22 protein-coding genes are annotated in these 24,638 nt (G+C 60.4%); 5 read left to right on the forward strand and 17 right to left on the reverse strand.

Going from position 1 to position 24,638, the window contains the following annotated elements; genetic code table 11:
- Window positions 1-16: 16 nt before the first annotated feature.
- Window positions 17-1,405: an FAD-dependent oxidoreductase gene (locus HMPREF2847_RS02420; protein ID WP_070851403.1), complete on the forward strand. Its 1,389-nt coding sequence runs from the start codon at window positions 17-19 to the stop codon at window positions 1,403-1,405.
- Between the two features lie 33 nt (window positions 1,406-1,438).
- Here the strand turns inward: HMPREF2847_RS02420 and HMPREF2847_RS02425 are convergent, their stop codons facing one another.
- The 6 genes from HMPREF2847_RS02425 to HMPREF2847_RS02450 all read right to left on the reverse strand — a co-directional run bounded on the left by HMPREF2847_RS02425 (window position 1,439) and on the right by HMPREF2847_RS02450 (window position 8,567).
- Entirely contained in the window at window positions 1,439-2,209 is a 771-nt protein-coding gene (locus tag HMPREF2847_RS02425; protein WP_070851404.1) for a sirohydrochlorin chelatase, read from the reverse strand.
- A 55-nt stretch (window positions 2,210-2,264) separates the two neighbouring features.
- The gene (locus HMPREF2847_RS02430; protein WP_070851405.1) at window positions 2,265-3,566 is read right to left on the reverse strand and encodes a sulfate adenylyltransferase subunit 1; all 1,302 of its coding nucleotides are present in this window, start codon (window positions 3,564-3,566) and stop codon (window positions 2,265-2,267) included.
- Entirely contained in the window at window positions 3,566-4,492 is a 927-nt protein-coding gene (gene cysD / locus HMPREF2847_RS02435; RefSeq protein ID WP_038626730.1) for a sulfate adenylyltransferase subunit CysD, read from the reverse strand. Before cysD ends, HMPREF2847_RS02430 begins: the two co-directional genes overlap by 1 nt.
- 153 nt (window positions 4,493-4,645) lie before the next feature.
- Window positions 4,646-5,410, reverse strand: coding sequence for a phosphoadenylyl-sulfate reductase (locus HMPREF2847_RS02440; RefSeq protein WP_070851406.1), 765 nt, complete (start codon window positions 5,408-5,410; stop codon window positions 4,646-4,648).
- Between the two features lie 250 nt (window positions 5,411-5,660).
- Window positions 5,661-7,367 (reverse strand): nitrite/sulfite reductase, encoded by a 1,707-nt coding sequence (locus tag HMPREF2847_RS02445; protein WP_070851407.1) that lies wholly within the window; start codon window positions 7,365-7,367, stop codon window positions 5,661-5,663.
- Window positions 7,368-7,541: 174 nt separating this feature from the next.
- The gene (locus tag HMPREF2847_RS02450; protein WP_070851408.1) at window positions 7,542-8,567 is read right to left on the reverse strand and encodes a sulfite exporter TauE/SafE family protein; all 1,026 of its coding nucleotides are present in this window, start codon (window positions 8,565-8,567) and stop codon (window positions 7,542-7,544) included.
- 252 nt (window positions 8,568-8,819) lie between these two features.
- Between HMPREF2847_RS02450 and HMPREF2847_RS02455 the strand changes: the two genes are divergently transcribed.
- Together HMPREF2847_RS02455 and HMPREF2847_RS02460 are read left to right on the forward strand one after the other, a co-directional pair.
- Window positions 8,820-10,325, forward strand: coding sequence for an FAD-dependent oxidoreductase (locus HMPREF2847_RS02455; protein ID WP_016421535.1), 1,506 nt, complete (start codon window positions 8,820-8,822; stop codon window positions 10,323-10,325).
- Between the two features lie 64 nt (window positions 10,326-10,389).
- Window positions 10,390-10,893 carry a phosphoribosyltransferase gene (locus HMPREF2847_RS02460; RefSeq protein ID WP_016421536.1) on the forward strand — a complete coding sequence of 168 codons (504 nt, stop codon included), beginning with the start codon at window positions 10,390-10,392 and terminating at the stop codon, window positions 10,891-10,893.
- A 91-nt stretch (window positions 10,894-10,984) separates the two neighbouring features.
- Here the strand turns inward: HMPREF2847_RS02460 and purT are convergent, their stop codons facing one another.
- From purT to HMPREF2847_RS02490, 6 genes are all read right to left on the reverse strand, one after another.
- Entirely contained in the window at window positions 10,985-12,205 is a 1,221-nt protein-coding gene (gene purT / locus HMPREF2847_RS02465; protein ID WP_049169873.1) for a formate-dependent phosphoribosylglycinamide formyltransferase, read from the reverse strand.
- A gap of 116 nt (window positions 12,206-12,321) precedes the next feature.
- Window positions 12,322-13,353: a nucleoside hydrolase gene (locus tag HMPREF2847_RS02470; protein WP_070851409.1), complete on the reverse strand. Its 1,032-nt coding sequence runs from the start codon at window positions 13,351-13,353 to the stop codon at window positions 12,322-12,324.
- 96 nt (window positions 13,354-13,449) lie between these two features.
- The gene (locus HMPREF2847_RS02475) at window positions 13,450-14,706 is read right to left on the reverse strand and encodes a glycerophosphodiester phosphodiesterase family protein (RefSeq protein ID WP_070851410.1); all 1,257 of its coding nucleotides are present in this window, start codon (window positions 14,704-14,706) and stop codon (window positions 13,450-13,452) included.
- Between the two features lie 192 nt (window positions 14,707-14,898).
- The gene (locus HMPREF2847_RS02480) at window positions 14,899-15,537 is read right to left on the reverse strand and encodes an LppP/LprE family lipoprotein (RefSeq protein WP_070851411.1); all 639 of its coding nucleotides are present in this window, start codon (window positions 15,535-15,537) and stop codon (window positions 14,899-14,901) included.
- A 162-nt stretch (window positions 15,538-15,699) separates the two neighbouring features.
- The gene (locus HMPREF2847_RS02485) at window positions 15,700-16,275 is read right to left on the reverse strand and encodes an LppP/LprE family lipoprotein (RefSeq protein ID WP_070851470.1); all 576 of its coding nucleotides are present in this window, start codon (window positions 16,273-16,275) and stop codon (window positions 15,700-15,702) included.
- A 257-nt stretch (window positions 16,276-16,532) separates the two neighbouring features.
- Complete coding sequence (locus tag HMPREF2847_RS02490; RefSeq protein WP_070851412.1) at window positions 16,533-17,822, reverse strand: adenylosuccinate synthase; 1,290 nt, start codon at window positions 17,820-17,822, stop codon at window positions 16,533-16,535.
- A 51-nt stretch (window positions 17,823-17,873) separates the two neighbouring features.
- Between HMPREF2847_RS02490 and HMPREF2847_RS02495 the strand changes: the two genes are divergently transcribed.
- A complete protein-coding gene (locus HMPREF2847_RS02495) occupies window positions 17,874-18,818 on the forward strand; it encodes a hypothetical protein (RefSeq protein ID WP_224433541.1) in 945 nt (314 codons plus the stop codon).
- Window positions 18,819-18,951: 133 nt separating this feature from the next.
- On the forward strand, window positions 18,952-19,644 hold the full coding sequence (locus tag HMPREF2847_RS02500) for a DUF1707 SHOCT-like domain-containing protein (RefSeq protein WP_070851413.1): 693 nt from the start codon (window positions 18,952-18,954) through the stop codon (window positions 19,642-19,644).
- An 87-nt stretch (window positions 19,645-19,731) separates the two neighbouring features.
- On the opposite strand, the gene HMPREF2847_RS02505 is transcribed toward HMPREF2847_RS02500, so the two are convergent.
- The 5 genes from HMPREF2847_RS02505 to HMPREF2847_RS02525 form a co-directional block, all read right to left on the reverse strand.
- Complete coding sequence (locus HMPREF2847_RS02505; protein WP_070851414.1) at window positions 19,732-21,135, reverse strand: FUSC family protein; 1,404 nt, start codon at window positions 21,133-21,135, stop codon at window positions 19,732-19,734.
- Between the two features lie 97 nt (window positions 21,136-21,232).
- Window positions 21,233-21,643: a DUF3151 domain-containing protein gene (locus tag HMPREF2847_RS02510; protein ID WP_038626757.1), complete on the reverse strand. Its 411-nt coding sequence runs from the start codon at window positions 21,641-21,643 to the stop codon at window positions 21,233-21,235.
- Window positions 21,644-21,776: 133 nt separating this feature from the next.
- Entirely contained in the window at window positions 21,777-22,994 is a 1,218-nt protein-coding gene (locus HMPREF2847_RS02515; protein ID WP_070851415.1) for a glycoside hydrolase family 76 protein, read from the reverse strand.
- 70 nt (window positions 22,995-23,064) lie between these two features.
- Entirely contained in the window at window positions 23,065-23,736 is a 672-nt protein-coding gene (locus HMPREF2847_RS02520; RefSeq protein WP_070851416.1) for a TrmH family RNA methyltransferase, read from the reverse strand.
- Window positions 23,723-24,568, reverse strand: coding sequence for a lysoplasmalogenase family protein (locus HMPREF2847_RS02525; RefSeq protein WP_070628460.1), 846 nt, complete (start codon window positions 24,566-24,568; stop codon window positions 23,723-23,725). The genes HMPREF2847_RS02520 and HMPREF2847_RS02525 overlap by 14 nt, the downstream gene beginning before the upstream one ends.
- Window positions 24,569-24,638: the final 70 nt, after the last annotated feature.

Below are 24,638 nucleotides of genomic sequence, written 5' to 3' on the forward strand. Positions count from 1 at the left end.
AAGAAGGACACGCTTCATGAATCGCCCGCTCCGCGTTGCCGTAATTGGCTCTGGCCCGGCCGGTGTTTATGCTTCCGATGCACTGATGAAATCCAGTACTGACGTGGAAGTCGATCTGTTTGAAAAGATGCCGGCTCCATTCGGTCTAATCCGCTACGGCGTCGCCCCTGACCACCCACGTATCAAGGGCATCATTATGGCCTTACACCGTGTGATGGAAAAGCCGGAGCTGCGCCTGTTTTCCAACGTTGAGTTCGGCAAGGACATCACGCTCGACGAATTAAAGGAGCATTACGACGCCGTCATCTTCGCCACCGGTGCCGTCGGCGACCGCGCGCTGCCAACGCCGGGTGCGGATCTGCCGGAGCACTTTGGTGCTGGTGAATTCGTGGGCTTCTACGACGGCAATCCGCTCTTTGAGCGCACCTGGGACCTCTCGGCGGAGTCCGTGGCCGTCGTCGGTGTCGGTAACGTCGCGCTGGACGTCTCCCGAATCCTGGCGAAGACCGGCGAGGAACTGCACGTCACGGAGATTCCGGACAATGTCTACGAGGTTCTGAAGACCAATAAGGCCAAGGAAGTCCACGTCTTCGGTCGACGTGGCCCGGCACAGGCAAAGTTCACTCCGCTGGAGCTCAAGGAACTCGACTACTCACCAAACGTCGAGGTCGTTGTCGATCCGCGCGACATTGACTACGACTCCGCATCCGAGATTATGCGTCGCAACTCCAAGATTACTGACCAGGTCTGCACCATCTTGGAGAACTACGCCATCCGTGAACCGAAGAACGCACCTCACAAGCTCTACATTCACTTCTTCGAGTCGCCAGTGGAAATCCTCAGCGAGGAGGGTGCCGACGGCCAGCAGCATGTGGTCGGCTTGCGCACTCAGCGCATGGAATACGACGGTGCTGGCGGACTGCGGCCGACCGGCGAGACTACCGACTGGAAGGTCGGCGCTGTTTACTCCGCCGTGGGCTACCGCTCTGATGCACTGCCGGGTATCCCGTTCGACAACGTAAAGAATGTCATTTCCAACGTCGGTGGTCGAGTCATCGAATCCGACAACACCGAGGATGAAGCAGCCGAGGCCATCACTGGCCTCTACACCACCGGTTGGGTTCGCCGCGGGCCGGTCGGCTTGATTGGTAATACCAAGGGCGATGCCAACGAGGCTGTGGCCAATCTGCTGGCCGATGCCGCAGAGGGCAAGAAATTCACCCCGTCGAAGCCGGAGTTGTCCGCTGTCAACGAGCTGCTGGCGTCAAAGGGCATCGACTACCTGGACTGGGAGGGCTGGCACAAGCTCGATGCTGCCGAACGCACCGCCGGCGAGGCCGAGGGCCGCGAACGCAAGAAGTATGTCGAATGGGATGAGATGGTCACCCACTCCAAGGGCGAGTAACGGCGAGTAACGAGGGCGGATAGAAAGCGCCGGCTACGCCACTACCTGCACATCCGTGTACGCAGCGCGCGAGTCCCAGCGGCAGCACACAATCGGCGCCAACAGCTCGGCCAATGGCTCACCAAAAGCCACCTGGCCAGCACCGGCGGCAGCGCCCGCATCGAGGACTCGATCCCACAGCAGCCCCGGCGCGGTAAACAGCGGCACCACTACGAGTCCGCGACCGCGCTTGGCCGCGCGCTCCTGTGCCACGGCCACGGCATCGGATCCCTTGATCTTCTCAGGACCGACCACGAATGCTGCACTCACATGTCCCGGCAGCATCCCGCCAAGATTTGCCGCAAATTGGTGCACCGCCGCATTGGCCTCCTCATCAGAGGAGCCGACCCCCATCACCAGCGCATCGACCGGCCAGGAAAAAGACGCATTCTCCGCCGCTTCAATGATTCGCTTCACGACGGCGCGCTTCGTGCCGTCGCCAAGCCCGAGTCCTTCAGCCACTGTGATGTCAACACCATGCCGATCGCAGAGTCGAACCTGCTCGGGCACGTCGACTCGCGAGTGGAACGCATCAGTGAACAGCAGCGGTACGGCCAGTGCGCGAGTCTCGCCGGCGGCGGCGAGGTCGGCACAGACGGCGTCCAGCGAAGGCTCGTCGAGGTCCAGCCAGGCGAGGCGAATCTGAGAGGGCGCATCCAGACGGGTGAGCGGCATCTTCTCGCGCACGAGTGCGACCACCTCTTCGAGCACCGGTTTGGTCTCTGGGTGCCGGGAACCGTGCGCAAGCAGAATCAGTGCGGTCATCGATGGTCTCCTCAGGCTCGCTAGCTGTGCTTTCTGGTTTCTCTATCTGGCAGCTCTACTGAGCTGCGCCACGCACGAGGCCAGCGGTGAGGCTGTCACCGGTGCCCGGCTCAATAAGCAGGAAGGCACCGACACGACCACCGACGCGGTAGGCATCGACCGGGAGCGGCTGCGCGACCTCGATGGTCACCTCAGCGACATCATTGACCGCGAGCTGGTCGGCAACGCCGGTGGGCTCGCCGGTCTCGATGTCGATAAGGGCATCGACGGAAGCGATACGCCCACGCACCAGCGCGGCACCGTAGCGCACCTCAACGACACGGCCGACTGCCAGCGGCTTGTCCGCAAGGTGGACAGCCACGGCGGAGAAGCGGCGGACGTCCTCCGGACGGGTGCCACTGATGAGATCGCCACGGGCGAGGTCGAACTCGGCATCCAAGCTGATGGCAACCGACTGACCGGCCACGGCCTCAGTGACATCCTCGGCTGCCACGGTGATCTTCGTGACCGTAGCCTGACGGTTGGCGTCTACGGAGACAGTGTCACCCACACGCACACTGCCTGCGGCGATACGGCCAGCGTAACCGCGGTATTCAGTGGCGTGATCACGAATGACGTAGTCGATGGGCAGGCGTAGGTCGGCCTCGGCATCGGTTTCCAGGTCGGCACCGATGTTGAGGTTTTCCAGCAGTTCCAACACAGTCGGGCCCTCGTACCACGGGGTGTGCTCAGAAGGATCGACAATGTTGTCGCCGACCAAAGCCGACACTGGAACAACGAAGGTGTTCTGCAGACCCAAGCGCTCTGCCAGCACTGCTACATCCGACTCAATCTTGCGGAAGGCTTCTTCGCTGTAGTCCAGCAGGTCGATCTTGTTGACGGCAAAGATTACGTGGCGAACACCCAGCAGACCGGCCACCGTTGCGTGTCGCTTGGTCTGCGTCACGACGCCGTTGCGTGCGTCGATAAGCAAAACGACGGCCTCAGCGGTGGACATACCAGTGATGGTGTTTCGGGTGTACTGCTCGTGACCAGGGCAGTCGGCCAAGATGAACGAGCGGACGTCGGTGGCGAAGTAGCGGTAGGCAACGTCGATCGTGATGCCCTGCTCACGCTCGGCCCGCAGACCATCAACCAGCAACGAGAGGTCAGGATTTTCCTGACCGCGCGCCTGCGAGGAGGCGACGACGGCCTCGTACTGGTCAGCGAGGATGTTCTTCGTGTCGTGCAGCAAGCGCCCGACAAAGGTCGACTTACCGTCGTCGACGGAGCCAGCGGTGCACAGGCGAAGAGTGCGACGAGCGCGAGTGGCGCGGTCGGCGGTAATCAGGGTAGTTGGGGAATTTGGCTGGCTCATCAGAAGTAACCTTCCTTCTTGCGGTCTTCCATGGAGGATTCGGACAACTTGTCATCTGCGCGGGTAGCGCCACGCTCGGTGAGCTTGGATGTGCGAAGTTCCTCCATGACCTCCGCAATAGTGGTGGCAGTCGATTCGACAGCGCCGGTACAGCTCATGTCACCGACAGTGCGGTAGCGGACAGTGCGAACCTCTAGGGTCTCACCGTCGCGGGGTCCACCCCACTCGCCCGGTGCCAACCACATGCCGCCGCGGTTGAACACCTCACGCTCATGGGCAAAGTAGATGGGTGGCAGCTCGATGTCACGGGCTTCGATGTAGGCCCAGACGTCGGCCTCGGTCCAGTTCGAGATTGGGAAAACGCGAACGTTCTCTCCAGCGGCGTGGCGACCGTTGTAGAGCCCCCACAGCTCCGGCCGCTGACGGCGTGGATCCCAACCGCCGAAGGAGTCGCGGACGGAGAACACGCGCTCCTTGGCGCGGGCCTTCTCCTCATCGCGGCGGGCGCCACCGAGGACGGCATCGTAACCACGGTTGGCAATGGTCTCCACCAGTGGCACGGTCTGCAAGGGGTTGCGGGTGCCGTCAGCACGCTCGGTGAGCACACCGCTGTCAATCCAGTCTTGGACCTTGGCTACGTGCAGCTTAATGCCCGGCTGAGCGGCAATCTTGTCGCGGAATTCAATAACTTCGGGGAAGTTGTGGCCGGTGTCGACGTGGAGCAGCTCTAGCGGGATACCCGCCGGTGCGAAGGCGCGCTTGGCCAGCTCGAGCACGACGACGGAGTCCTTTCCGCCGGAGAAAAGCAGTGCCGGACGGTCAAACTGGCCGGCGGTTTGGCGGATAATGTCGATGGCCTCGGCTTCCAGTTCAGCAAGCCGCGGGTCGAGGCGGTTTTGTACGGAAACGGTGGTTGAGCTTGTCATGGGGTTCTTTCTATTGTGGCTGTGTTAGCTGTGTTAGCTTTTCGGCTGTTTTAAAAAAACTGTCTGTATAAGCTGCAGGTCGCAGCTAGCCATGAGCGGCAATTGGCTAGTGACTAGTGGCTGTCGGTATCGTCTAGCCGCCAGCCACTCAAACTAGAGGTGCAATCCGCACTCTGTCTTCTCGCTGCCCGCCCAGCGGCCCGAGCGCGGATCCGCCCCCTCTGCCACTCGCGCGGTGCATGTCGCGCAGCCAATCGACGGGAACCCCTGTTGTGTCAGCGGATGCACAATGAGGTCGTTGTCCTCGATGTACTGGGCAACGTCCTCATCCGTCCAGGTGGCCAGCGGGTTGAGCTTGATGCGACCGGTCTTATCGATTTCCAGTACCGGCGTGTGTGCGCGGGTCGGCGCGTCGACGCGCTTCAGACCTGTGACCCAGCCCTCGTAGGGGCGCTTCACAGCTGACAGCGGCTCGACCTTCCGCAGTGCGCAGCATCGCGTCGGGTCGGTCTTGTACAGATCTACGCCCTCTTCGGCATCCTGCTCGGCGCGGGTACGCTTCGGCTCAATCGACAGCAGTCGGTTGTCGTAGCGCTGTGCGACCTGTTCTGCCACGTCGAGGGTCTCCGGGAAGTGGTAACCCGTATCCAGGAAAACCAGGTCGGCTTCCGGCGCGTGCCGAGCAGCCAGCTCCGCCAATACCGTGTCCTGCATCGACAGGGTCACAGCCAGTGGCGTGTGCAGGTGCTCCGCACCCCATTCCAGTACATCCCCGGCAGTGGCAGTCTCCAGCTTGGAGCCCCACTCCAGTGCAAGCTCAATCAGACGGCGAGCAGTTTCCGGGTTGTCCAGCACATCCTCACGCGCGAGTGCCTCCTGAGTCTTAATGACTTCAGCGGTTTTCAGTCCCGTGCTCATGACGCCACCTTCCTATCAATATGACCATGCAGTTTCACTGTGAATACCCGGCAGCATTCGCGGCATTGCCAGGCGTAATCGGTTTCCACATCGGGCCACAGATCATCACCGCCGCAGTAAGGGCAATGCATCACCGCACCCCGGTTCGGATTGGGGTGTGCGCTTCGGCCACCGATCCCCAGTCGCGCTGGCACCTCGTCTTTTTCGCTTGCCGACGGCCCCTGCGACCGAACCTCGTTGGGAGATTCACTCACTTCAGGTCCTCCTCATCAGCGCGGACAATCCACTCGCGGAACTGTTCACCCTCGTGGCGCTGCTCCTTGAAATGATTGACGACGCGCTCGATGTAGTCACCCAGTTCTGCCGAGGTGACCTTGTGTCCGCGAACCTTGCGGCCGAAGTTGGCATCGAGCCCCAGCGAACCACCGAGGTGAACCTGGAAACCCTCGACACGGTTGCCCTCATCGTCGGTGACAATCTGACCCTTGAGTCCAATATCGGCAATCTGTGTGCGGGCACAGGCATTCGGGCAGCCGTTGAGCGCAATGGTGATTGGGACATCGAGGTCGCCGAGACGTTCCTCCAAGTCGCCCACCAGATCGATTGCGCGCTGGCGCGTGGTGACAAGTGCGAGTTTGCAGAACTCCAGGCCGGTGCAGGCCAGGATGCCCCGCCGGAATGCGGAAGGCTTGGCAGACAGGCCAATTTCGTCGAGCTCAGCGAGCAGGGAGTCGACCTGGTCGTCGGCGACGTCGAGGAGAATGAGCTCCTTCATGACAGTGGTACGGACGCGAGAAACACCGTGGCGCTCGGCGATGTCTGCGAGCTTGACCAGGTCAGAGCCCGGAACACGGCCAACAGCGGGCTTCACACCGACGTAGTTGAGACCGTCGGCCTGCTTATGCACGCCGATGTGGTCACGGTCGCCCTCGAAAGGCTCGGGCGCGGGGCCGTCGATAAGCTTGCGGTTGAGGTAGTCGTCTTCGAGTACCTGGCGGAACTTCTCCGCACCCCACTCGGCAACGAGGAACTTCAGACGCGCGCGATTGCGCAGGCGACGGTAGCCGTAGTCACGGAAGATGCGGCACACGCCCGCCCATACCTCGGGAACCTCGTCCTCTGGGATCCAGGCGCCGAGACGCTGCGCGAGCATTGGGTTGGTGGAGAGACCGCCACCGACCCAAACGTCGAAACCGGGGCCGTGCTCTGGGTGATTGACACCGACAAAGGCGACGTCCTGGACCTCGTGGGTGACATCGAGACGCGGGGAACCGGAAACTGCGGACTTAAACTTGCGCGGTAGGTTGGAGAACTCGTCGCCGGAGAGGTACTCCTCCTTGATGCGGCGAATAGCATTGGTGCCGTCGACGATTTCATCGGCAGCAACGCCGGCAACCGGACTGCCTAGGATAACGCGGGGAACGTCGCCGCAGCCAAAGTTGGTGTCGAGACCAACCTGCTCAAGGCGGTCCCAAATCTCCGGCATGTCCTCGACGCGGATCCAGTGCAGCTGGACGTTCTGACGGTCGGAGAAGTCCGCGGTGTCACGAGCAAAGTCGCGGGAAATCTCGCCGATGGTGCGAATACCCTCGGTGGTGGTCTGGCCACCATCGAGACGAACGCGGAGCATAAAGTACTTGTCCTGCAACTCGGCGTTAGTCTTCACACCGGTGTGCTCACCGCTAAGCCCCTGCTTGCGCTGGGTGTAGAGGCCAATCCACTTAAAGCGCGGAGCTAGGTCTTCCGCAGGGATAGAGTCAAACCCCTGCTTGGAGTAGATGTCGATAACACGCTGCTTAACGGCAAAGCCAGCATCTTCTTTCTTGATGCGCTCGTCGTCGTTAAGTGGCTCGCGGCCGTCGATAAGCCACTGTCCCTGTGGCTTCGGTGCACGCTTCTTACGTCGGGTAGCCGCTGCGGAAGCCGGACGCTCGGCGGTTTTCGTAGGAGAGCTCATGGGGAATCTACCGAATCACTTTCGTTTTTGTTCTCGTTGACCGAATCAGAGTTGTTTGGATCAGCCCTGAACGAATTAGTTGCTAATTTTTATAGACCGGACGGTCTATGCAGTATTGCAGGCAACATTAGACCGACCAGTCTGGCTAGTGCAAGCCGGGGCATGCTCGGATACTTAGCGAACCCCCGCTTCGCCCATGTGGACACCGTTTTCTGCGCCCACTTTGACGCCTCCAGAAGCATCCCCAGCCCCGACATCAACCGAAGCCGGTGATGGAGATCCCGAACTAGACACATCAGCCGAGGAAGACTGAGAAGTCGACTCAAGTTGGACCCGCTGACGCAGACGCGGAAGAGTGTCATGTGACCGCGCCCACAGCACCAGTGTGACAACGCCAAAAGCCCAGACAAGCAGCACTGTTGCCAACACGCCGCCAGAAGCCAACGGTGCAAACAGTGTTCGAATATTCAGCCCCACCAACACGCCGCCGATCACAATTCCAAGCAGGCGCGGATTAATGCGCCCCACCAGGTACGCAGCCAAAGGCGCGGCAACTACACCGCCGCACAGCAAACCAATTACCGGTGCGGCATGCTGAGTGAATTCCTCCCGCAGCTTGGGCAAAAAGCCCAGCACAGCAGCTGAAGCGACAAGAAATTCCGCCGCAGAGACAGTGCCGATAATCTTCCGCGGCTGATCAGCTTCAGCACCGAGCAACGTAGAGGTCGTAACAGGCCCCCAACCGCCGCCACCAGTGGAATCGAGCAGACCACCAAAGAGCCCCAGCGGAGCGAGCTTCTTCGCTCCCCAGGTCTTTTTCTTGCGCTTAACATTAGCCAGGAAGGCGAAGCGAACAATCACCCACAGGCCGAGAAAAAGCAAGATTGTCGAGGTCACAGGCGTCGCGGCATCACCATCCAGATTGGACAAAAAGGTCGCACCAACAAAGGCACCGATAGCGCCCGGCACACCAAGGCTCAGTGCGCGCCGCCAGTCGACATTGCCGAATCGCCAGTGCGAAATACCAGAGGCTAGCGTCGTGCCCACCTCCGCTACGTGAACTACTGCCGACGCAGTGGCAGCACTACTACCAGCAACAATAAAAAGTGAAGTGGCAGTGACACCGAATGCCATACCCAGAGTGCCATCGACTAATTGCGCGCCAAGGCCGATTAGCACGAAGACTATGAGATTTTCCATGACAAGCCCTTCCCCGCTTACCCAACCAGAGCCTGCCGTTGCCACGACGTCCGCACGACAAGCTCTTTTAGACCTCGTTCAGCAGAAGCAATACGCAGCAAAACCCTCTCAAGCCAAAGCAGTGATTCTTGCGGTGTTTTGTGTTTGCTTTTTGTAGACCAGTTTGTCTATATTCTGTTTCAGCAAGCATAGACCGATTGGTCTACGATAAGCAATCGCGACAAAGAAAACGTAGAAAAAGGACTCCACCCAATGACCAACGACCAGACTGCAGCCCAGAACGCGGCCGCTTCCTCACTGCCCGATCTCGCCAACTCCACCACCCCACTGCGTGTAGCCGTGGTCGGCTCGGGCCCGGCCGGTATCTACGCCTCCGACGCGCTGATGAAGTCCGGCCGCGACGTCGCCATCGACCTCTACGAGCGCCTTCCAGTGCCGTTCGGTCTCATCCGCTACGGCGTTGCGCCAGACCACCCGCGAATCAAGGGCATCATTAAGTCCCTCCACCGAGTGCTGGACAAGCCGCAGGTCCGACTTCTGGGCAACGTGGACGTCGGTAAGCAGGTCAGCGTCGATGAACTGCGCCAGTTCTACGACGCCATCATCTTCGCCACTGGCGCGACCGGCGACCGCGATCTGAATATCCCGGGCGCCGACCTTCCGGAGCACTACGGCGCGGGTGAGTTCGTAGGTTTCTACGACTCCCACCCGGAGTTCGCCCGCGATTGGGAACTCTCCGCTGAGTCCGTGGCCGTGGTCGGTGTCGGCAACGTGGGCCTCGACGTCGCCCGCATTCTCGCCAAGACTGCCGATGAGCTGCACGTCACCGAAATCGCCGACAACGTCTACGCTGGCCTGGCAAAGAATGCCGCCCGCGAAATTCACGTCTTCGGCCGCCGCGGCCCGGCCCAGGCAAAGTTCACTCCACTGGAGCTGAAGGAATTGGACCACTCCGACACCATTGAGGTTGTCGTGAATCCGGAGGACATCCAGTACGATGCCGCCTCCGAAACGTCTCGTCGTGAGTCCAAGATCACCGATCAGGTCTGTACGATTCTGGAAAACTACGCCATCCGCGAGCCAAAGGGCGCCCCGCACAAGCTCTTCATCCACTTCTTCGAGTCCCCGGTCGAAATCATCGGCGAGACCGGCGAGGATGGAGTACAGCACGTCAGCGCTATCCGCACCGAACGCACTGAACTCGACGGCGAGGGTGGCGTCCGTGGCACTGGCACGTTCACCGAATGGCCGGTCGGTGCGGTCTACCGTGCAGTCGGCTACCGCTCCGACGCAGTCACCGGCGTACCGTTCGACACCGGCACCCACACCATCCCAGATGCCGGCGGACGCGTGCTTGACGACGTCGACGGCAACCACATCCAGGGTCTGTACACCACCGGCTGGATTCGCCGTGGCCCGGTCGGCCTAATCGGTAACACCAAGGGCGACGCCAACGAAACTGTCGGCAACCTCATCGCCGACTGGGAGGCAGGCCGTCTGGTCGCACCTGCAAAGCCCACGCATAACGACGTCGACGAGTTCCTGGCCAACAAGGGCCTCCAGGTCACCACCTGGGAGGGCTGGCACGCACTCGACGCCGCCGAACGTGCAGCGGGCGAAGCCGAAGGCCGCGAGCGCAAGAAGCTGGTCGAGTGGGCCGACATGGTTGCGGCCTCCACGGTCGTCGCAAAGCAGCCAGATGCCGATGACGTGGCCGAAGCTGTACACGAAGCGGTTGTGGAGACTGTCGCCAGCTAGCGCATCGGGTCTAACCGGGCAGTTGATTGTGCACGTCAGTCGGTCTTCGGATTAGAGTTAATACATGGCTTATCATGCAGACTCATCCAACCTGGACGTCAAGGAAGTTCTGACCTGGGAAGGCTTCGGCGTCGCCTCCCGTGAACTGGCACAGCAGATTGTCGATTCGGGCTACGAGCCGGAGATCATTATCGCCGTGGCCCGCGGTGGTCTTCTACCTGCAGGTGCACTCAGCTACACCATGGGCGTCAAGCTCTCTGACGCCATTAACGTCGAGTTCTACACCGACGTGGCGGAGACCCTACCGGATCCGGTTTTGTTGGAACCGCTGCTGGACATCGAGTCGATTTCCGACCGCCGTCTGCTGGTCGTTGACGATGTCGCAGACTCCGGTCGCACGCTGCACCTGGTGCTCGATCTGCTTAAGACCCACGGTGCGGAAGTACGCTCCGCTGTGCTCTACGGCAAGTCCCGCTCGGAGATTGCACCGGACTATGTCTGGAAGCACACCGATGACTGGATCGTCTTCCCCTGGTCGGCCGAGCCACCGGTACAGAAGTCCAAGTAGATCAAGTAGCTTACGCACCATAGCGGGCAAACAAAAAAGTGCGCTGCGGGGCCGGTTATGGCCGTACCGCAGCGCACACTAGGTCGTCGAACTAGCCCAGTTCGACGACCTTAATCTTTGATGCCGCCTCCGATGCACGCTCACGAGCAGCATCGACAGAATCCGCGGTTGAAACAGCAACGCCCATGCGGCGACGCGGGCCAGCGACCGGCTTACCAAAGATACGAATATCAGTCTCCGGAATAGCCATGGCCTCCGTCAGCCCGGTGTAGCCCGGCTGCTCGATGTCAGCACCGCCGTAGACCACAGCGGAGGCTCCCGGGGACACCAGCGTGACGTCGATAGGCAGACCCAACACTGCACGCGCGTGCAGCTCGAACTCAGAGAAACGCTGGGTGCCCATGGTGACCATGCCGGTGTCGTGCGGACGCGGGCTGACCTCGGAGAACCACACCTCATCGCCGCGAACAAACAGCTCGACGCCGAAGATACCGCGACCGCCCAGCGCGTTGGTGATGCGTGCTGCGACAGAGCGCGCATTGTCCAGGGCATTTTCACTCATGGCAGCCGGCTGCCATGACTCAACGTAGTCGCCGTCCTGCTGACGGTGCCCAATGGGCTCACAGAACCACGTTGCCCCCTCGCCGGTCTCCGGATCAACGGAGCGCACGGTCAGCAGCGTGATCTCGTAGTCGAAATCGACGAAGCCCTCCACGATGACGCGACCGGACTCGACGCGGCCGCCACTCATGGCATAATCCCACGCGGCCTGGACATCCTCCGGCGAACGCAGCGTGGACTGCCCCTTGCCCGAGGAACTCATGACCGGCTTGACCACACACGGGAAGCCAATCTCATCGACAGCTGCGGTGAACTCATCAAAGCTGGAGGCGAAGTGATAGCGGGAAGTCGGCAGCCCAACCTCTTCCGCAGCCAGACGGCGAATACCCTCTCGGTTCATGGTCAGCTGAGTCGCCCGTGCGGTTGGAATAACGGTGACGTCCAGCGTCTCGTCTTCCTCAACCTCTTCCAGCACCTCGGTTGCCAGGGCCTCGATCTCGGGGACGATGAAGTGGGGCTTGACCTGGAGAATCAGATCCCGCAGTGCACTGGAATCCGACATATTCAAGACGTAGGCGTGGTGAGCGACCTGGTGTGCCGGTGCATGCTCGTAGCGATCGGCAGCGTGCACCTCAACGCCAAGACGTTGGAAAGCAATGGTCACCTCCTTGCCGAGCTCGCCAGAGCCGAGCAGCAGAACTCGCGTTGCTTCCGGCTGGTACGGGGTTCCGGTGACTTCAGGGGTGAACATCGAGATAAACTCGCTTTCGTCTACGGCACGTACGCTGCGCAACCAGCAGCTGTTAAATTGATTGTCTCCAGCATACGACAGCGAGCGGATTCACCGCGGCGGGCACGGGCGGGAACCTAGCGCGGGAACACCCGCTGAAACTCAGCCAACGCCGCACTCCGGTCAGCGGCCAAGACAACGTTCGCCTCAGCACCGGCAGGGTCTGCCACCACTTGACCTCGGCGAGCTGGCTCATCTGCAAAGGTTCGCTTATCGACGCCCACGAGACGCATCTTCTCCACTTCCCCTGTCACCGCACCGACGGCCACTATCGCAGCAAAGAGGTCATGGACCTGCGCCTTGTAACCGACCCCCACACCCTGGTGGAACTCAAAGTAGAACTTCAGCGAACGGCGCAGAACACGCAGCAGCTCCGGGTTCATACCGGCATCGCGCCAGGACTCAATTTCAACATCGCTGATAGTGATGGTCTCGGTGACATTGAGTGGAACCAACGTCGGCACCGGCGCACCTGCGGCGGTGGCGATACTGCGCACGGCATCCTCCGGGCGCTCGACTGCCACAGCGCCCGCGGTGCCGAAGACCTCGGTGACCGCAGTGGGGTCGACCCAGAAGTTCCATTCCGCAAACTCGGTAACGTTACCGTGGTACTCCACAGCACCGCCCATAATGGTCACACCGTCGAGCTCCCGCATGAGTTCTGGGTACTTCTTCAAAGCGGCCACGTAGGTAGTCATAGGGCCAGTGACCAGCAGGTGCACCTTCTCCCCCGTCGACCGCGCCCGCTCGATGACCTGGCGCCACAGCGCCAGCGGATCCGCCGCCCCTCCGCGCCCCGGCTCGTAGATGACGGCCGGTGGCGCCAGGTTGTAGCCCAGCCCGTACGGACCATGAGTCTCAGGCGTGGTAGTCAGCTCACGGTCAGCGGGCCCCTCGAAACCGCTGACAACCGGGACCTCCGGGCAACCGCAGAGATTCAACATGTACTTGGTGTTGCGAGCGGACCATGCCGCAGTGGTGTTACCACCTGCGCAGGTCACACCCACTAGCTCAATCTCGCCTGCGGTATGCAACCCCGCGAGATAGACGAGAGCAAGACTGTCATCGATACCCGTGTCAACGTCGGCAAGCACTTTCAAACGCGTCATAAGGTCAAGTGTGACACGAAACACGCTCGGCTCGCAGAGCTAAACACGGGCAAAACAGGAATACAGACGAGTTTTCGCTGGTGCTAGCCGGATTTACTAGTTCGTCGCCATCGCTGCATCACCCACCGGAGCGGGCTCCGGCAACGGCATAGCCAGCTCGGTCAAGACCTCGCGCAGACGCGTCGGATAGTCGGTGATGATGCCATCGACACCAGCGGCAATCTGCTCGCGCATGGTCTCCTTTTCATTCACCGTCCACGGCACCACCTTCATGCCAGCCTCGTGCGCGCGGGAAATCAGCTCCGGCGTGGCGACCGGGTGGTAGTCAGAATCCGACGGTGTCTTGCCGTAAGGAATGCTGTGCGTCGGTGAGAGCACCTGCACGCCGAGCTGCTTGGCGGCCTCGATGATGTCGCCATCGACCTCGTCGTAATTGACATCGCCAATCCAAGGAGAATCCTTCTTCCAGGTGGTCTCGTCCCACAGCATGACCAGCGGAATCTCCGGGTTCCGTTCCGCGACCAGCGGCAGCGAGCGCCAATCGAAGGACTGAATCATCACACGATTAGCCACACCCGCGCGGTCAATCTCGTCGAGAATCACATCGACGAACTCCTGCGGTTCTGCCGAGTCAGCGCGCTTTTCGCCCTCAATCTTGGTCTCAATGTTGAAGTGGATGTCCTGGTTGTCCTTAGTCAGCTCGAACAGCTCCGGCAGGGTCATCATCCTATTGCCCTTGATTGGCTCCGCATCCGGGAAGTCCTCGAGCTTCTTGTCACAGACCAGGGTTTGTACCTGCTCATAGGTGAGATCATGCACGAGCTTGCCGACGTACGGGTACTGCGGATCCCCCTCCGTCACTGGCTCGGTGTCCGAGCACTTATCGTCTTGGATCTCCGGATCGTGCCAGACCATAGGCACGCCATCCTTCGTCAGGACGATGTCCAGCTCCAACGTCGTAACGCCCAGCTCCAACGAGTTGATCATCGCCTGCTTGGACTCCTCCGTCCACTCACCGCGACCACCACGGTGCGACTGCAGATCAAAACCCTCCGGCAGCTTAGCCATCGCAGCCGGCCGCACATTCGCGGCCGCATTCAGCTCAGCAACCTGCTGCTTTTCAAAGGTCTTCTCTTCGCTCGACGTAGTGCTGACCGCGCTTGCACTGCTTGACGACGATGCCGCGTCGTTGTCTGCATCATTGCTGCAGGCTGCAATAGGAGAAATAGCAAACGCGCCCATAGCGATGGCCGCGATTGCGCGGCGCGTGCCGTGGACGCGTGAATTCTGAGGCTGCTCGCTCTGCTTGGTCCGTTCGTCAAACATGGAGTCAGATGAGTTGCGAGAAGACATGGCCGGTGATTTTCCTCTTTGGGCGTAGTGTTAGCGACTTCATAGCGACGGCAAGGTACCGACAACAAAGTGTCGACAAACTACCGTCGGAAATTTTACGGAACACAGAAATTTACGTGAAATCTGTGTGTTGCGCCACTACTTTAAAACGGCTTGCCAGCACTCGCATCTGGAGAGAGCACGGGTTAGAGATTAATTTCCCTCTGCCTTTGGAATCTCACCTTCTTGAGCAACTTCTGCCCCATCCCAGGAGTACGTAACGGGAGCGTTGTACTGGTCTTTAAAGGCGAAGGCACCGCCGTCTTCAATCATTTTATTGACATCGAAGAAATTGACGGTCACAGTTTTGCCATCGCCTTCGACCGAGTTGATTGTCTGCGGACCACCGGCGGTACCCACGTACTCGCCCTTATGAAACAGCAGCACTGCACCAGAGGTAGTTGAGTGGGTAATTTCATTCTGTACTGCTGAGGCAAAGGTCAACTCGCTGGTGGTATCCCAGTTCGTATTGTCCGTGACTGTCCAACCGCTGCCATTGCCACCTTCCATTGAGTTCAGGTCGGCAACCGCTTCTTCGAAAGCCTCTTCCTGGGGTGGCGCAGAAGAACCCCCATCGGTGTCATTATCATCGACATCCGGATTGGGGGTATCTGCACTTTCACTGTCATCCTCGACAGTGGTGGTCGTAGTGATGGTGGTCGTTTCTTCATCTACCTGAGGAGCAGAGGTCGGTGCTGCAGCCTCATCAGTGGAGCAACCGGACAAAGCCACTACACCTGCGACCGCCGCGCTAACCAGCATCGACCCGCGACGAACTGAACGACCACTCATGGCTGGAACCTCTTCTGTTCTCTCAAGTTTTCTCAAGCACTTAGCGACGGCGGAGCATTACTTTCTCATGTCCGACTCTGAATTGAGTTTACTTGGAAAAAATCAAGAGTCCCCGCGAGTGCCCAAGAATTCTCGAAAGCTCTCGAGAGTTCTCGGGAGCCGTTAGGAAGCGGGCTTCGCGCCGCCGGGAATCTTCCCCTCGTGAACGACGTGATCGCCGTTCCAGAAGAAGTGAACATTAGAGGTGAACTTGGCTGCATCAGCGTTCGGCGCACCTGCGGCCTCCTGGGCCTCCCAGTCGTGGTAGATAACCGAAATGTTCTTACCATCAGGGGTCGGCGTCACCTTGTTGATGTGCTGAGGCCGGTCAGAGTCCGTACCAATGAACTCACCCTTGTGGAACATCAACAACACAGTGGAGGACTGAGCGTTGCCCTGCTTGGCCTGATCTGCGAGAGCAAAGCTCAAATCGCTACACGGGCTGAAGTTGGAGGTGCCAGTGTACTTCCACCCATCATGGTTGTTCGGACGCTCCCTGTTGACCTTATCCAGGGCCGCCTGGATTTCAGGTGCAGCCGGGTTCGGGGTACAGCTATCCGCCTGCGCCGGAGCTGGAGCCGGTGCTGGTGCCGGAGCCGCAGGAGCTGCAATTGCTCCACCTACTGCGGAGAAAACCATCGCGCCGGAAAGCACGGCGGAACTTGCCAGTCGTTGTACTCGGTGTCCTGTGTTTTGCATGAAAACCACACGCCTTCTGTCGTTTGGACTTCTGTCGTTGGACTACGCGGTGAGGCCTACGATACAAAAATGACTCTGGGATGCCAGGGGCAACTGACAATTCCCAGAGCCTTCGCGTGGTTAGCAAATGTTCTTTTTTGCAGCAGCCAGCAGTTTCGGCACCGAAGATTTTTTATCTAACAGTTCGATAAAGCCGGGTCGAAAGCCGGACTGTTTTCCGGTTAGTTCGCCACTGCCTCCAGGTTAAGTGTCCAGCGCTAGTTATCCAGCACGTCGTGAACAACGATGGTCTGGTCACGACCCGGACCAACACCGATGTAAGAAATGCGAGCGCCGGAGAGCTCCTCCAGTCGGTTCAGGTAATCCTTGGCCTTGTCCGGCAGCTCATCGAAGGCGCGGCAGCCAGTGATGTCTTCGTCCCACGCAGGCATGGTCTCGTAAATCGGGACAGCGTGGTGGAACTCCGACTGGGTGAGTGGCATTTCGTCGTGACGCACGCCATCAACGTCGTAAGCGACACAAATCGGAATCTCGCCGATACCGGTCAGGACGTCCAGCTTGGTGATGAACAAATCCGTGAAACCGTTGACGCGCGCGGCGTAGCGAGCCAGCACCGAATCGTACCAACCACAGCGGCGCTTACGGCCGGTGTTGACTCCGACCTCACCGCCGGTGGTCTGGAGGTACTCGCCCCACTTGTCGAACAGCTCCGTCGGGAACGGGCCAGCACCGACGCGGGTGGTGTAGGCCTTCATGATGCCCAGCACCGAAGTGATCTTCGTCGGGCCGATACCGGTACCCACGCAGGCACCACCAGCGGTTGGGTTCGAGGAAGTCACGAACGGGTAGGTGCCGTGGTCGACATCCAGCATAGTGGCCTGGCCGCCCTCCATGAGGACGTGCTTGCCGGCATCCAAAGCCCGATTGAGCTCAAACTCCGAGTCGATAATCATCGGACGCAGACGATCGGCGAAGCCCATGAAGTAATCGAAGACCTCATCCGGGTCGATGGCGCGGCGGTTGTACAGCTTGACCAGAATCTGGTTCTTCTGAGCCAGCGAAGACTCAATCTTCTGGCGCAGAATCGACTCATCCAGAATGTCCTGGACACGCAAGCCCGTACGGCCGACCTTGTCGGCATACGTCGGGCCGATACCGCGGCCAGTGGTGCCGATAGCGCGCTTACCCAGGAAGCGCTCGGTCACGCGGTCCAGCGTCTGGTGGTACGGAGCAACCATGTGGGCATTGCCGGAAACGCGCAGGCGGGAGGCCTTTGCACCGCGAGCTTCGAGGCCATCAATCTCGTCGAAAAGCGCCTCGAGGTTGACCACACAGCCGTTACCGATAATCGGCACAGCGTTTTCCGACAGTACACCCGCCGGAAGCAGCTTCAGCTCGTACTTCTCACCGCCAACGACAACGGTGTGGCCGGCGTTATTGCCACCGTTGGGCTTGACGACGTAGTCGACGCGGCCACCGAGAATATCGGTTGCTTTGCCCTTGCCCTCGTCGCCCCACTGGGCACCGACGATAATGATTGCGGCCATAGTCCTACTTCAACTCCTGGGATTGCAGACGACGCATTAGAGTGTAGTCCTATGCGTATTGTTGTGCTGCAGTGTGGCCCCGATGTACCCGCGTTTTCCCAATTGCTCCGCCAATCATGGTCTACATCAGCACCGTCCACACCATCAGCACCAGCTACTCCGGCACCACCCGCCTATGCGCTTCACGACGTCGCGATGATCCCCACCCGCAAGGAGCTGGCTTTCATCGACGACCTGGCCAAGGACGTACTGCCTGTCGATACAGCTCCGACGCCGGAGGAAATCTCCAAGCAGAAGAAAGTCGACCACTTAGGCGCTCCGCAACCCGCTCCGCAAAAGCCGAGCGAGCCGTTACGAATTGTGGTCGTTGGCACCGACGCGGCACTGGCTACCGTGGCAACCTACCTGATGCGCAAGAACCTCCTGTGGATTGAAGTGGCACATGTCCCCACCGCGCCCTCGACCGCGGCCAAAAACTGGGGCATCGAAGGAGGAGAAGGGCTCGATGCGGCGGCCGCGCTCACACGCCCGACGACGCCAGTGCCGCTGATTCGCGACGACACCGGCCACGCAATTGTTGGTTACGCCCTACTGACAGAGCCGGGAATTACCGGAGTGTCCTCGGCAAACGGGTTTACTGGCGAGGTCTATGTCGACGAGCATCAGATGTTCTCCGGCACATCCACCGGCCTGCAGATTCGCCCTACCCCCGATGCCCCGGGCATCGTTGCGGCCGAAGTTCCGGCGCCGGATGCGGAAAACGGTAACGAGGGTGAGAGCGGCAAAGGCCTGCTGAGCCGACTCGGATTGGGGCGCGGTGGCCGTCGTAAAGCGAAAGAAGCCCCGGCCCGCGAGCTACACCGTCCGATGACGGGTCGGGCAGTTCAAGTTGGTGGCCTGGGCTTCCGATATGTGCGCGATGGCGTGGAGTCACGAAAGCCGAGAGAGAAGACAACTCTGTACCGACACCTTCGCGACTTGCAGATTGTGCACTAACTGCGGCGGGCAATAGCCACGGTCTGCCTGTGCGAAAGTGGCGTGCATGAAAGTGACCTGCGCGAAAGTTCGAGTACAGATAACATTTGGGTGTTAAAGCCACTGCCCGCCACTGCCTCGATAGGACAGCATCATGACTGACAACACCCCACGGCTACGCGCTGGCGACCAAGCCCGCCACACTGCGCTGGAACGCTTGGAATGGGCATTCCGCGATGGCCAGATTGACTTTGCGGAATTGCAGGAGCGCACCGAGAAAGCCCAAAAGGCGACGTACATCGATGAGTTGCCCGCATTGACACAGGACTTGTCGCTGCCCGCGAACCTGGCCGAGCCGACTCCACATGCGCACCCAAACCCTAACCTGCGCCCGAACCTACACAGCGTCCCGGACGAGCACCATTCGGTGGCACCGAATGCAGCCAACAATCATCAACCAGCTCGGATTGATAGCTCCGCCGCGGCAACTGGTTCGAAGCTCTCCATCGGCATCTTCGGCGGCACCGACAAGAGAGGCCCGTGGACGTGCGCTCCCACGCACACCACGGTGGCGGCCTTCGGCGGGACTGGCTTGGATTTCCGCGAGGCCATCCTGACCGCGGAAACCACTGTCGTCAACATTGGCTGCGCCTTCGGTGGAGTCGACGTCATCGTCCCCGACCACTACCAGGTTGATGTCGACGTGCTCCCCATCTTTGGTGGCACGGATGTTACTGGAAAACCGGGACGCAACCTACCCGCTCCTGGCGCCGGACAGGCTCCGAAGATTATTGTGCGCGGCTTTGTCGCTTTCGGCGGCGTCGAGGTCAAGCGCGTACCGCAGTAGAGCAGGTTGCAGTAGCACGGGGCAGTAGAGCGTACCGCAGTAACCGACTGACGCCTAGCGAGCCGCTACTCGCCCACTCCTCACCGGCTACTCGTCCCATACCTCCGGCGGCATTGCTGGGAACGGCGTCGTCGGCGGCAGCGTTGCCACAGCTGAACGTCTGGACAGGCCACACACCTGCAACAGGTCCACCACCAATGAGCGGGACTGCGCAAACACGACCTGCTCCGATAGCGTTGCGTCCTCGATGACGCGCGGGTGCATTTTCGCTGCTAGACGACGCAAGTACCGAACCACGTCTTCAAGCTTGACCTCTCCGGATCCCTCGGAAAGCTGGGCGATAGCGATGTCGCCGGATTCGAAAGGCAACTCGCCCCACTCTGGGATTCGGCGCACGGCGGCTTCGTCGTCAAGCACATGACTGACCAGGCGCGTACCTTCAGACACGCCTAGAACAAGTGCGCACAGTTCGGACGAGAAGTCGATGTGATCCTCACGTGCGGTGATAGCGCGACGCGCGAGCACACGGATGTTGCGCATGGCGTTGTCGACGGGATGTACCATGCGCGACAGCGAGTGGATTCTATCCCGAGAGCGCCAGAGCAACGGCGAGATACGGACCTGCTCGCCCGCGTCGGCGACAGTGCGGTCCATCAGCGAGACTTGCGCCTGCATGGAGCGCACCACGCTCAGTGCGGTGCGGATGCGATCGGTGTCGCCCTCTTTCATGCCGATGCCGATGTCATAAAGTACATCTGCACCCATGTCGAGGACCTTGGCCACCTTGCGGCGAGCACCCGCCAGCGGGCTTCGCGGCAATATCATGAGCACAATAATGCCCACCACACCACCGACGAGAGCATCAATCATTCGGTAATAAGAACCAGCGGTGCCCGGCGGAATAATGGTGGCGATGAGCACGGCTGAAGATGCCGCTTGGTTCACCACAAGCGGTCCTCGACCGACAAACACACCGATGACCATGGCGACAAACACACCGACGGTCAGCTGCCAGATACCCGAGCCGAGGATGGAGATAATCACATCACCAATGCCGACTCCCAACGAGGCACCGAGCACCAACTCCACAGAGTGCTTTAAGCGAGGACCTGCGGTCATCACGTTGAGGCTGATGAAAGCGGCCATCGGCGCGAAGAACGGGTTGGGGTGCCCCAGTACCTCAAGTGCGAACCAGTAGGCCAACCCAGCGGCTAACGTGGCTTGGACAATGAGCATCCAACGGGAGCGCACACGGTCAATCGCATGGAGGAAACGCGTGCGGGGCCTCACTTTCTGACGCAGCTTGTTTGCTGCGCGGGAGGCCGGATGTAGGTACGTATTGCGAAAATCTTGGAAATCCGGGCGCGGATTATCCTCGACGAATTGCGTTTCCTTAGCTTCGACGAGGTCGCCGACATGCGCGGGAGCAATGTCCTCAAGATCCCTGGCAGCTGCGGCATCCTTATCCTCCCCACCAGCGATGCCAGCCATGCCGAAGTCACCATCCTCATGTGAAAAACTGTGCACTTTTTATGTACCCGATGTGCTGTTGTGCACTTTTATGCGCTCGCTGAATCTCTGTGCACGATTAAAGACCCAACTCTGGCAGCGCGGATTCATCACTGTCACGCAGCAACGCCATCATGCGACCGAATTCATCATCCTCGCCGATAGCCTTAGCAGCCTTAGCCAACGCCGCGAAGGCGCGGAGCACACCACGATTGGGCTCGTGCTCCCATGGAATCGCTCCGAACCCCTTCCAGCCGTTTCCGCGCAGCAGGTCCAGACCACGGTGGTAACCAGTGCGGGCGAAGGCATAGGCCTGAATCTCCTGACCTTCGGACAAGGCACTTTCAGCCAAGTCTGCCCACGCCTGGGAATCGCGCGGGCATGCGCGAACCACGGCCTCCGGGCTTGCGCCACCGTTGCGGGCAGCAACGGCCTCGTCAAGAACGGGGAGCTTCACGGGAGCAGGAGCCATCATGTCATTGAGTTTCATGCGTCCTATTGTGCCAGGCATGACGTGCCGATGGCAGGGTCGAGGCATGCGACTCTCTGTTGGCGAGACTGGCCACAGCTCGGTGGCGCGGGCGTCGGCAAGCACCAGATGGCGACCAACTACGGTCTCGCGGCTACTCAGGGCAGCTCGGCTTTGGCGATTCCAGCGACTGACCGTTTTCCAGCTTGGTCGCAACAAAATCGGCCACTCGGGCACACGCTTCCATCAGCATCCAACCCGACAGCTGGACAGAGAGGTCACGCTCCTTAATCGCCGAACCGCGAACCGCGCCACCGACTGATTGCGCAACCGAGCCGCCCTGTGGGAACTGAGCATTGTCGTTCCAATCTGCGGGGAAAAGCGGCAGGCCATCGACCTCGAGGCGGTGGTACCAGCACTTCTCCCCCGACGCCAGAACCAATCGGCGAGCAATGCGGGCCGCCGCGCGATTCATGCGATTGTCTCCAGGCAAACGCACCGCCGCATCGGCGAGGTATCGCACGAGGATGCCGTTGAACAGACCACCATCGCCGCCACCGGCCCCGGCGATGACATTGTCGGTGGTCGCCAAATCCTTTGCCACCGCGTGGATGAGGTTTTGCACGCGCGTGAAATACTTCGTCGCCTGTTCCCGCTGGCCGTGCGCCCGAAGCGCAAGTCCCACTTCGAGGCAAGCGCCAATCATGACACCCTGGTTGTACGTAAACATGCCCTTCTGCACCACGGCACCTGCCATGGACAAGCGAATGCCGTCGTAGAGCAGACCTGAGTCCGCCAAAAGGTTGGCGTAAACCCAGTCGATAAGTTCCTCTGCCTCCTTGATGCGACCAGCCCGGGCCAGAGCGATGGCTGCAGGACCGTTCGAGGGGACGTTGAAAAAGAGGTCCTGCTCACGCCACGGCAGCACACCCGTGGACTCCTGCCGACCATCGCCCAAGCATGAAATCAGCCGCGCTGTCGTCTTCTTGGGCACCGATGCGCCGAGGACAGCGTCGGCACGCCCGAGCGCCAGTGCCATCCACGCGCGATCGTCGTAGTACTTGTTCTTGGTCAGCAGCGTGAGGTTGCGAATGCGGATACCCCGAGTGGTCTGGCGGATAGCGCGGTACTTCTCCTTAGAGGGCACGCGCTTGGCTGCGTCTACCAGACAGTCGAGATACTGCGCCTGCCACCAGTAATGCCAGTTGATGAAGACCTTGTGTCGCAGCGGCGCGGGCCAGGAAGCCATTGCCAGATTCGTGCCCGGAAGACCCCACAGCTTCGCCGCATGACGGTTGCGAATCGCCTGCTCAGCCACGTCCGCGCGATAGGCCCACGTTTCGGCCTCCGGACGCGACATTTTTAGAACCACTGGCTCTCCTTAAAACGGCTGTGAAACAGCTCTAAAACAGCCTTTCGAAATAAAACACCTAAGCAGACAATTACCAGGCCGCGGTGATATCTGCATGAGTACGAATCCAAGAGTGCATGGCAATACCCGCCGCTACCCCCGCATTTATCGAACGCGTCGATCCAAATTGGGCGATCGACACCGTCAGATCCGCCGCCTGCTGTGCCTCTTCAGTCACTCCCGGCCCCTCCTGGCCGAAGAGCAAAAGACAACGCTCGGGCAACTCAACGGTTTCGATGGGTACGGAGCCCGGCACGTTGTCCACGGCCACCACAGCCAGGTCATGCTCGCGCGCCCAGCTAATGACCTCCGACACCGTCTCATGGTGCAGCAAGTGCTGGTAGCGGTCAGTCACCATCGCGCCGCGACGATTCCAACGCTTGCGCCCCACGATGTGCACGGCCTCTACCAGGAAGGCATTTGCGGTGCGTACCACGGTGCCGATGTTGGAGTCATTCTCAAAATTCTCGATGGCGATGTGCAACGGATGACGACGCTTATCCAGCTCCGCGACGATAGCCTCCATCGTCCAGTAGCGGTAAGCATCGACGACGTTGCGTCGGTCGCCCTCATCCAAAAGCTGCTCATCGTATTCTGGGCCGGTCGGCCGAGGTTCGTTCGGGTGCTCCTGATCCCACGGTCCCACCCCGACACGAGCCTCAAACCACTCCGTCGGCCCCTTCCCGGGCTCAGGCGCGGTCAAGAGCCAACAGCCCCTCGACCAGGAACAACTGCGCCACGGTGTAGGTGTCCATCACTGCCGCATTCAGAAGCTTGCCGACGACGCCCTCCTCCGCAAACATCTTTCGAGCCATCAGTAGAGTGTCGGAGATGAGGAACAGGTTGCCACCGTGACCGAGGCCGTAGGTGGCATCGGCAATCGGCAGGCCGGTCTGCTCATCAGTTCCGACAGCACCGGCCCCCTCCAGCAGTACCGGGTCATCGGCCAGTGCAGAAGTCACGGCCAGCAGCGGACCGTAGCCAACTGCAGCGGGCAGCGCCTCTGGCTTTACAGCACCGACCAGCGGTACCGAACCAGCCCACAGTGGGAAGCGAATGGCAGCACGCAGCGCGCTAATACGAGCTCCGGCACGCCACAGCAGCACGTGGTAGGCAACCTGGTTAACTGCGAACGGCACAGAACCGCGGTTCAGGTTCGGCTTGTTCGGCATGAGAATCAAGTCGCCCAACCAACCGCCGGCGAGGCCGATGAGCAGGGTGGTCGTCGTAAAGCGAGACGTCTCGTGGCGACGGCGCCAAACATTGGCCGCCAACAGTGGCATGAGGACAGTCTTGGAAACTCGACGTGGAGTCTCCCAGCCGAAGGCGCTGGAGACAACGTTGACCGCACTGGCGGCAATGTAGCCGGCGCGTTCCGGGGCACGGCGGGTGTCGGAGCTCGCGCTGGCGATACCGACGAGTGCGCCGAGGCCCTCGCCCGTGCGACGCACAAACATGTCAGCGACGGTTTCCTTGGTGCCGGGAAGTTTGGTCGTAGTGAGCTTGGACAAGAGTCCTGCACGCTTGGTAGTCATGGGGATGTTCCTCTTTCGTGGGACTGCGTTGGGGGGCGGGTGAGCTGGGTGAGGCTCGGCGAGGCTCAGT

The organism is Corynebacterium sp. HMSC074C03, from assembly GCF_001838285.1.
Taxonomy (GTDB): Bacteria; Actinomycetota; Actinomycetes; order Mycobacteriales; family Mycobacteriaceae; genus Corynebacterium; species Corynebacterium amycolatum.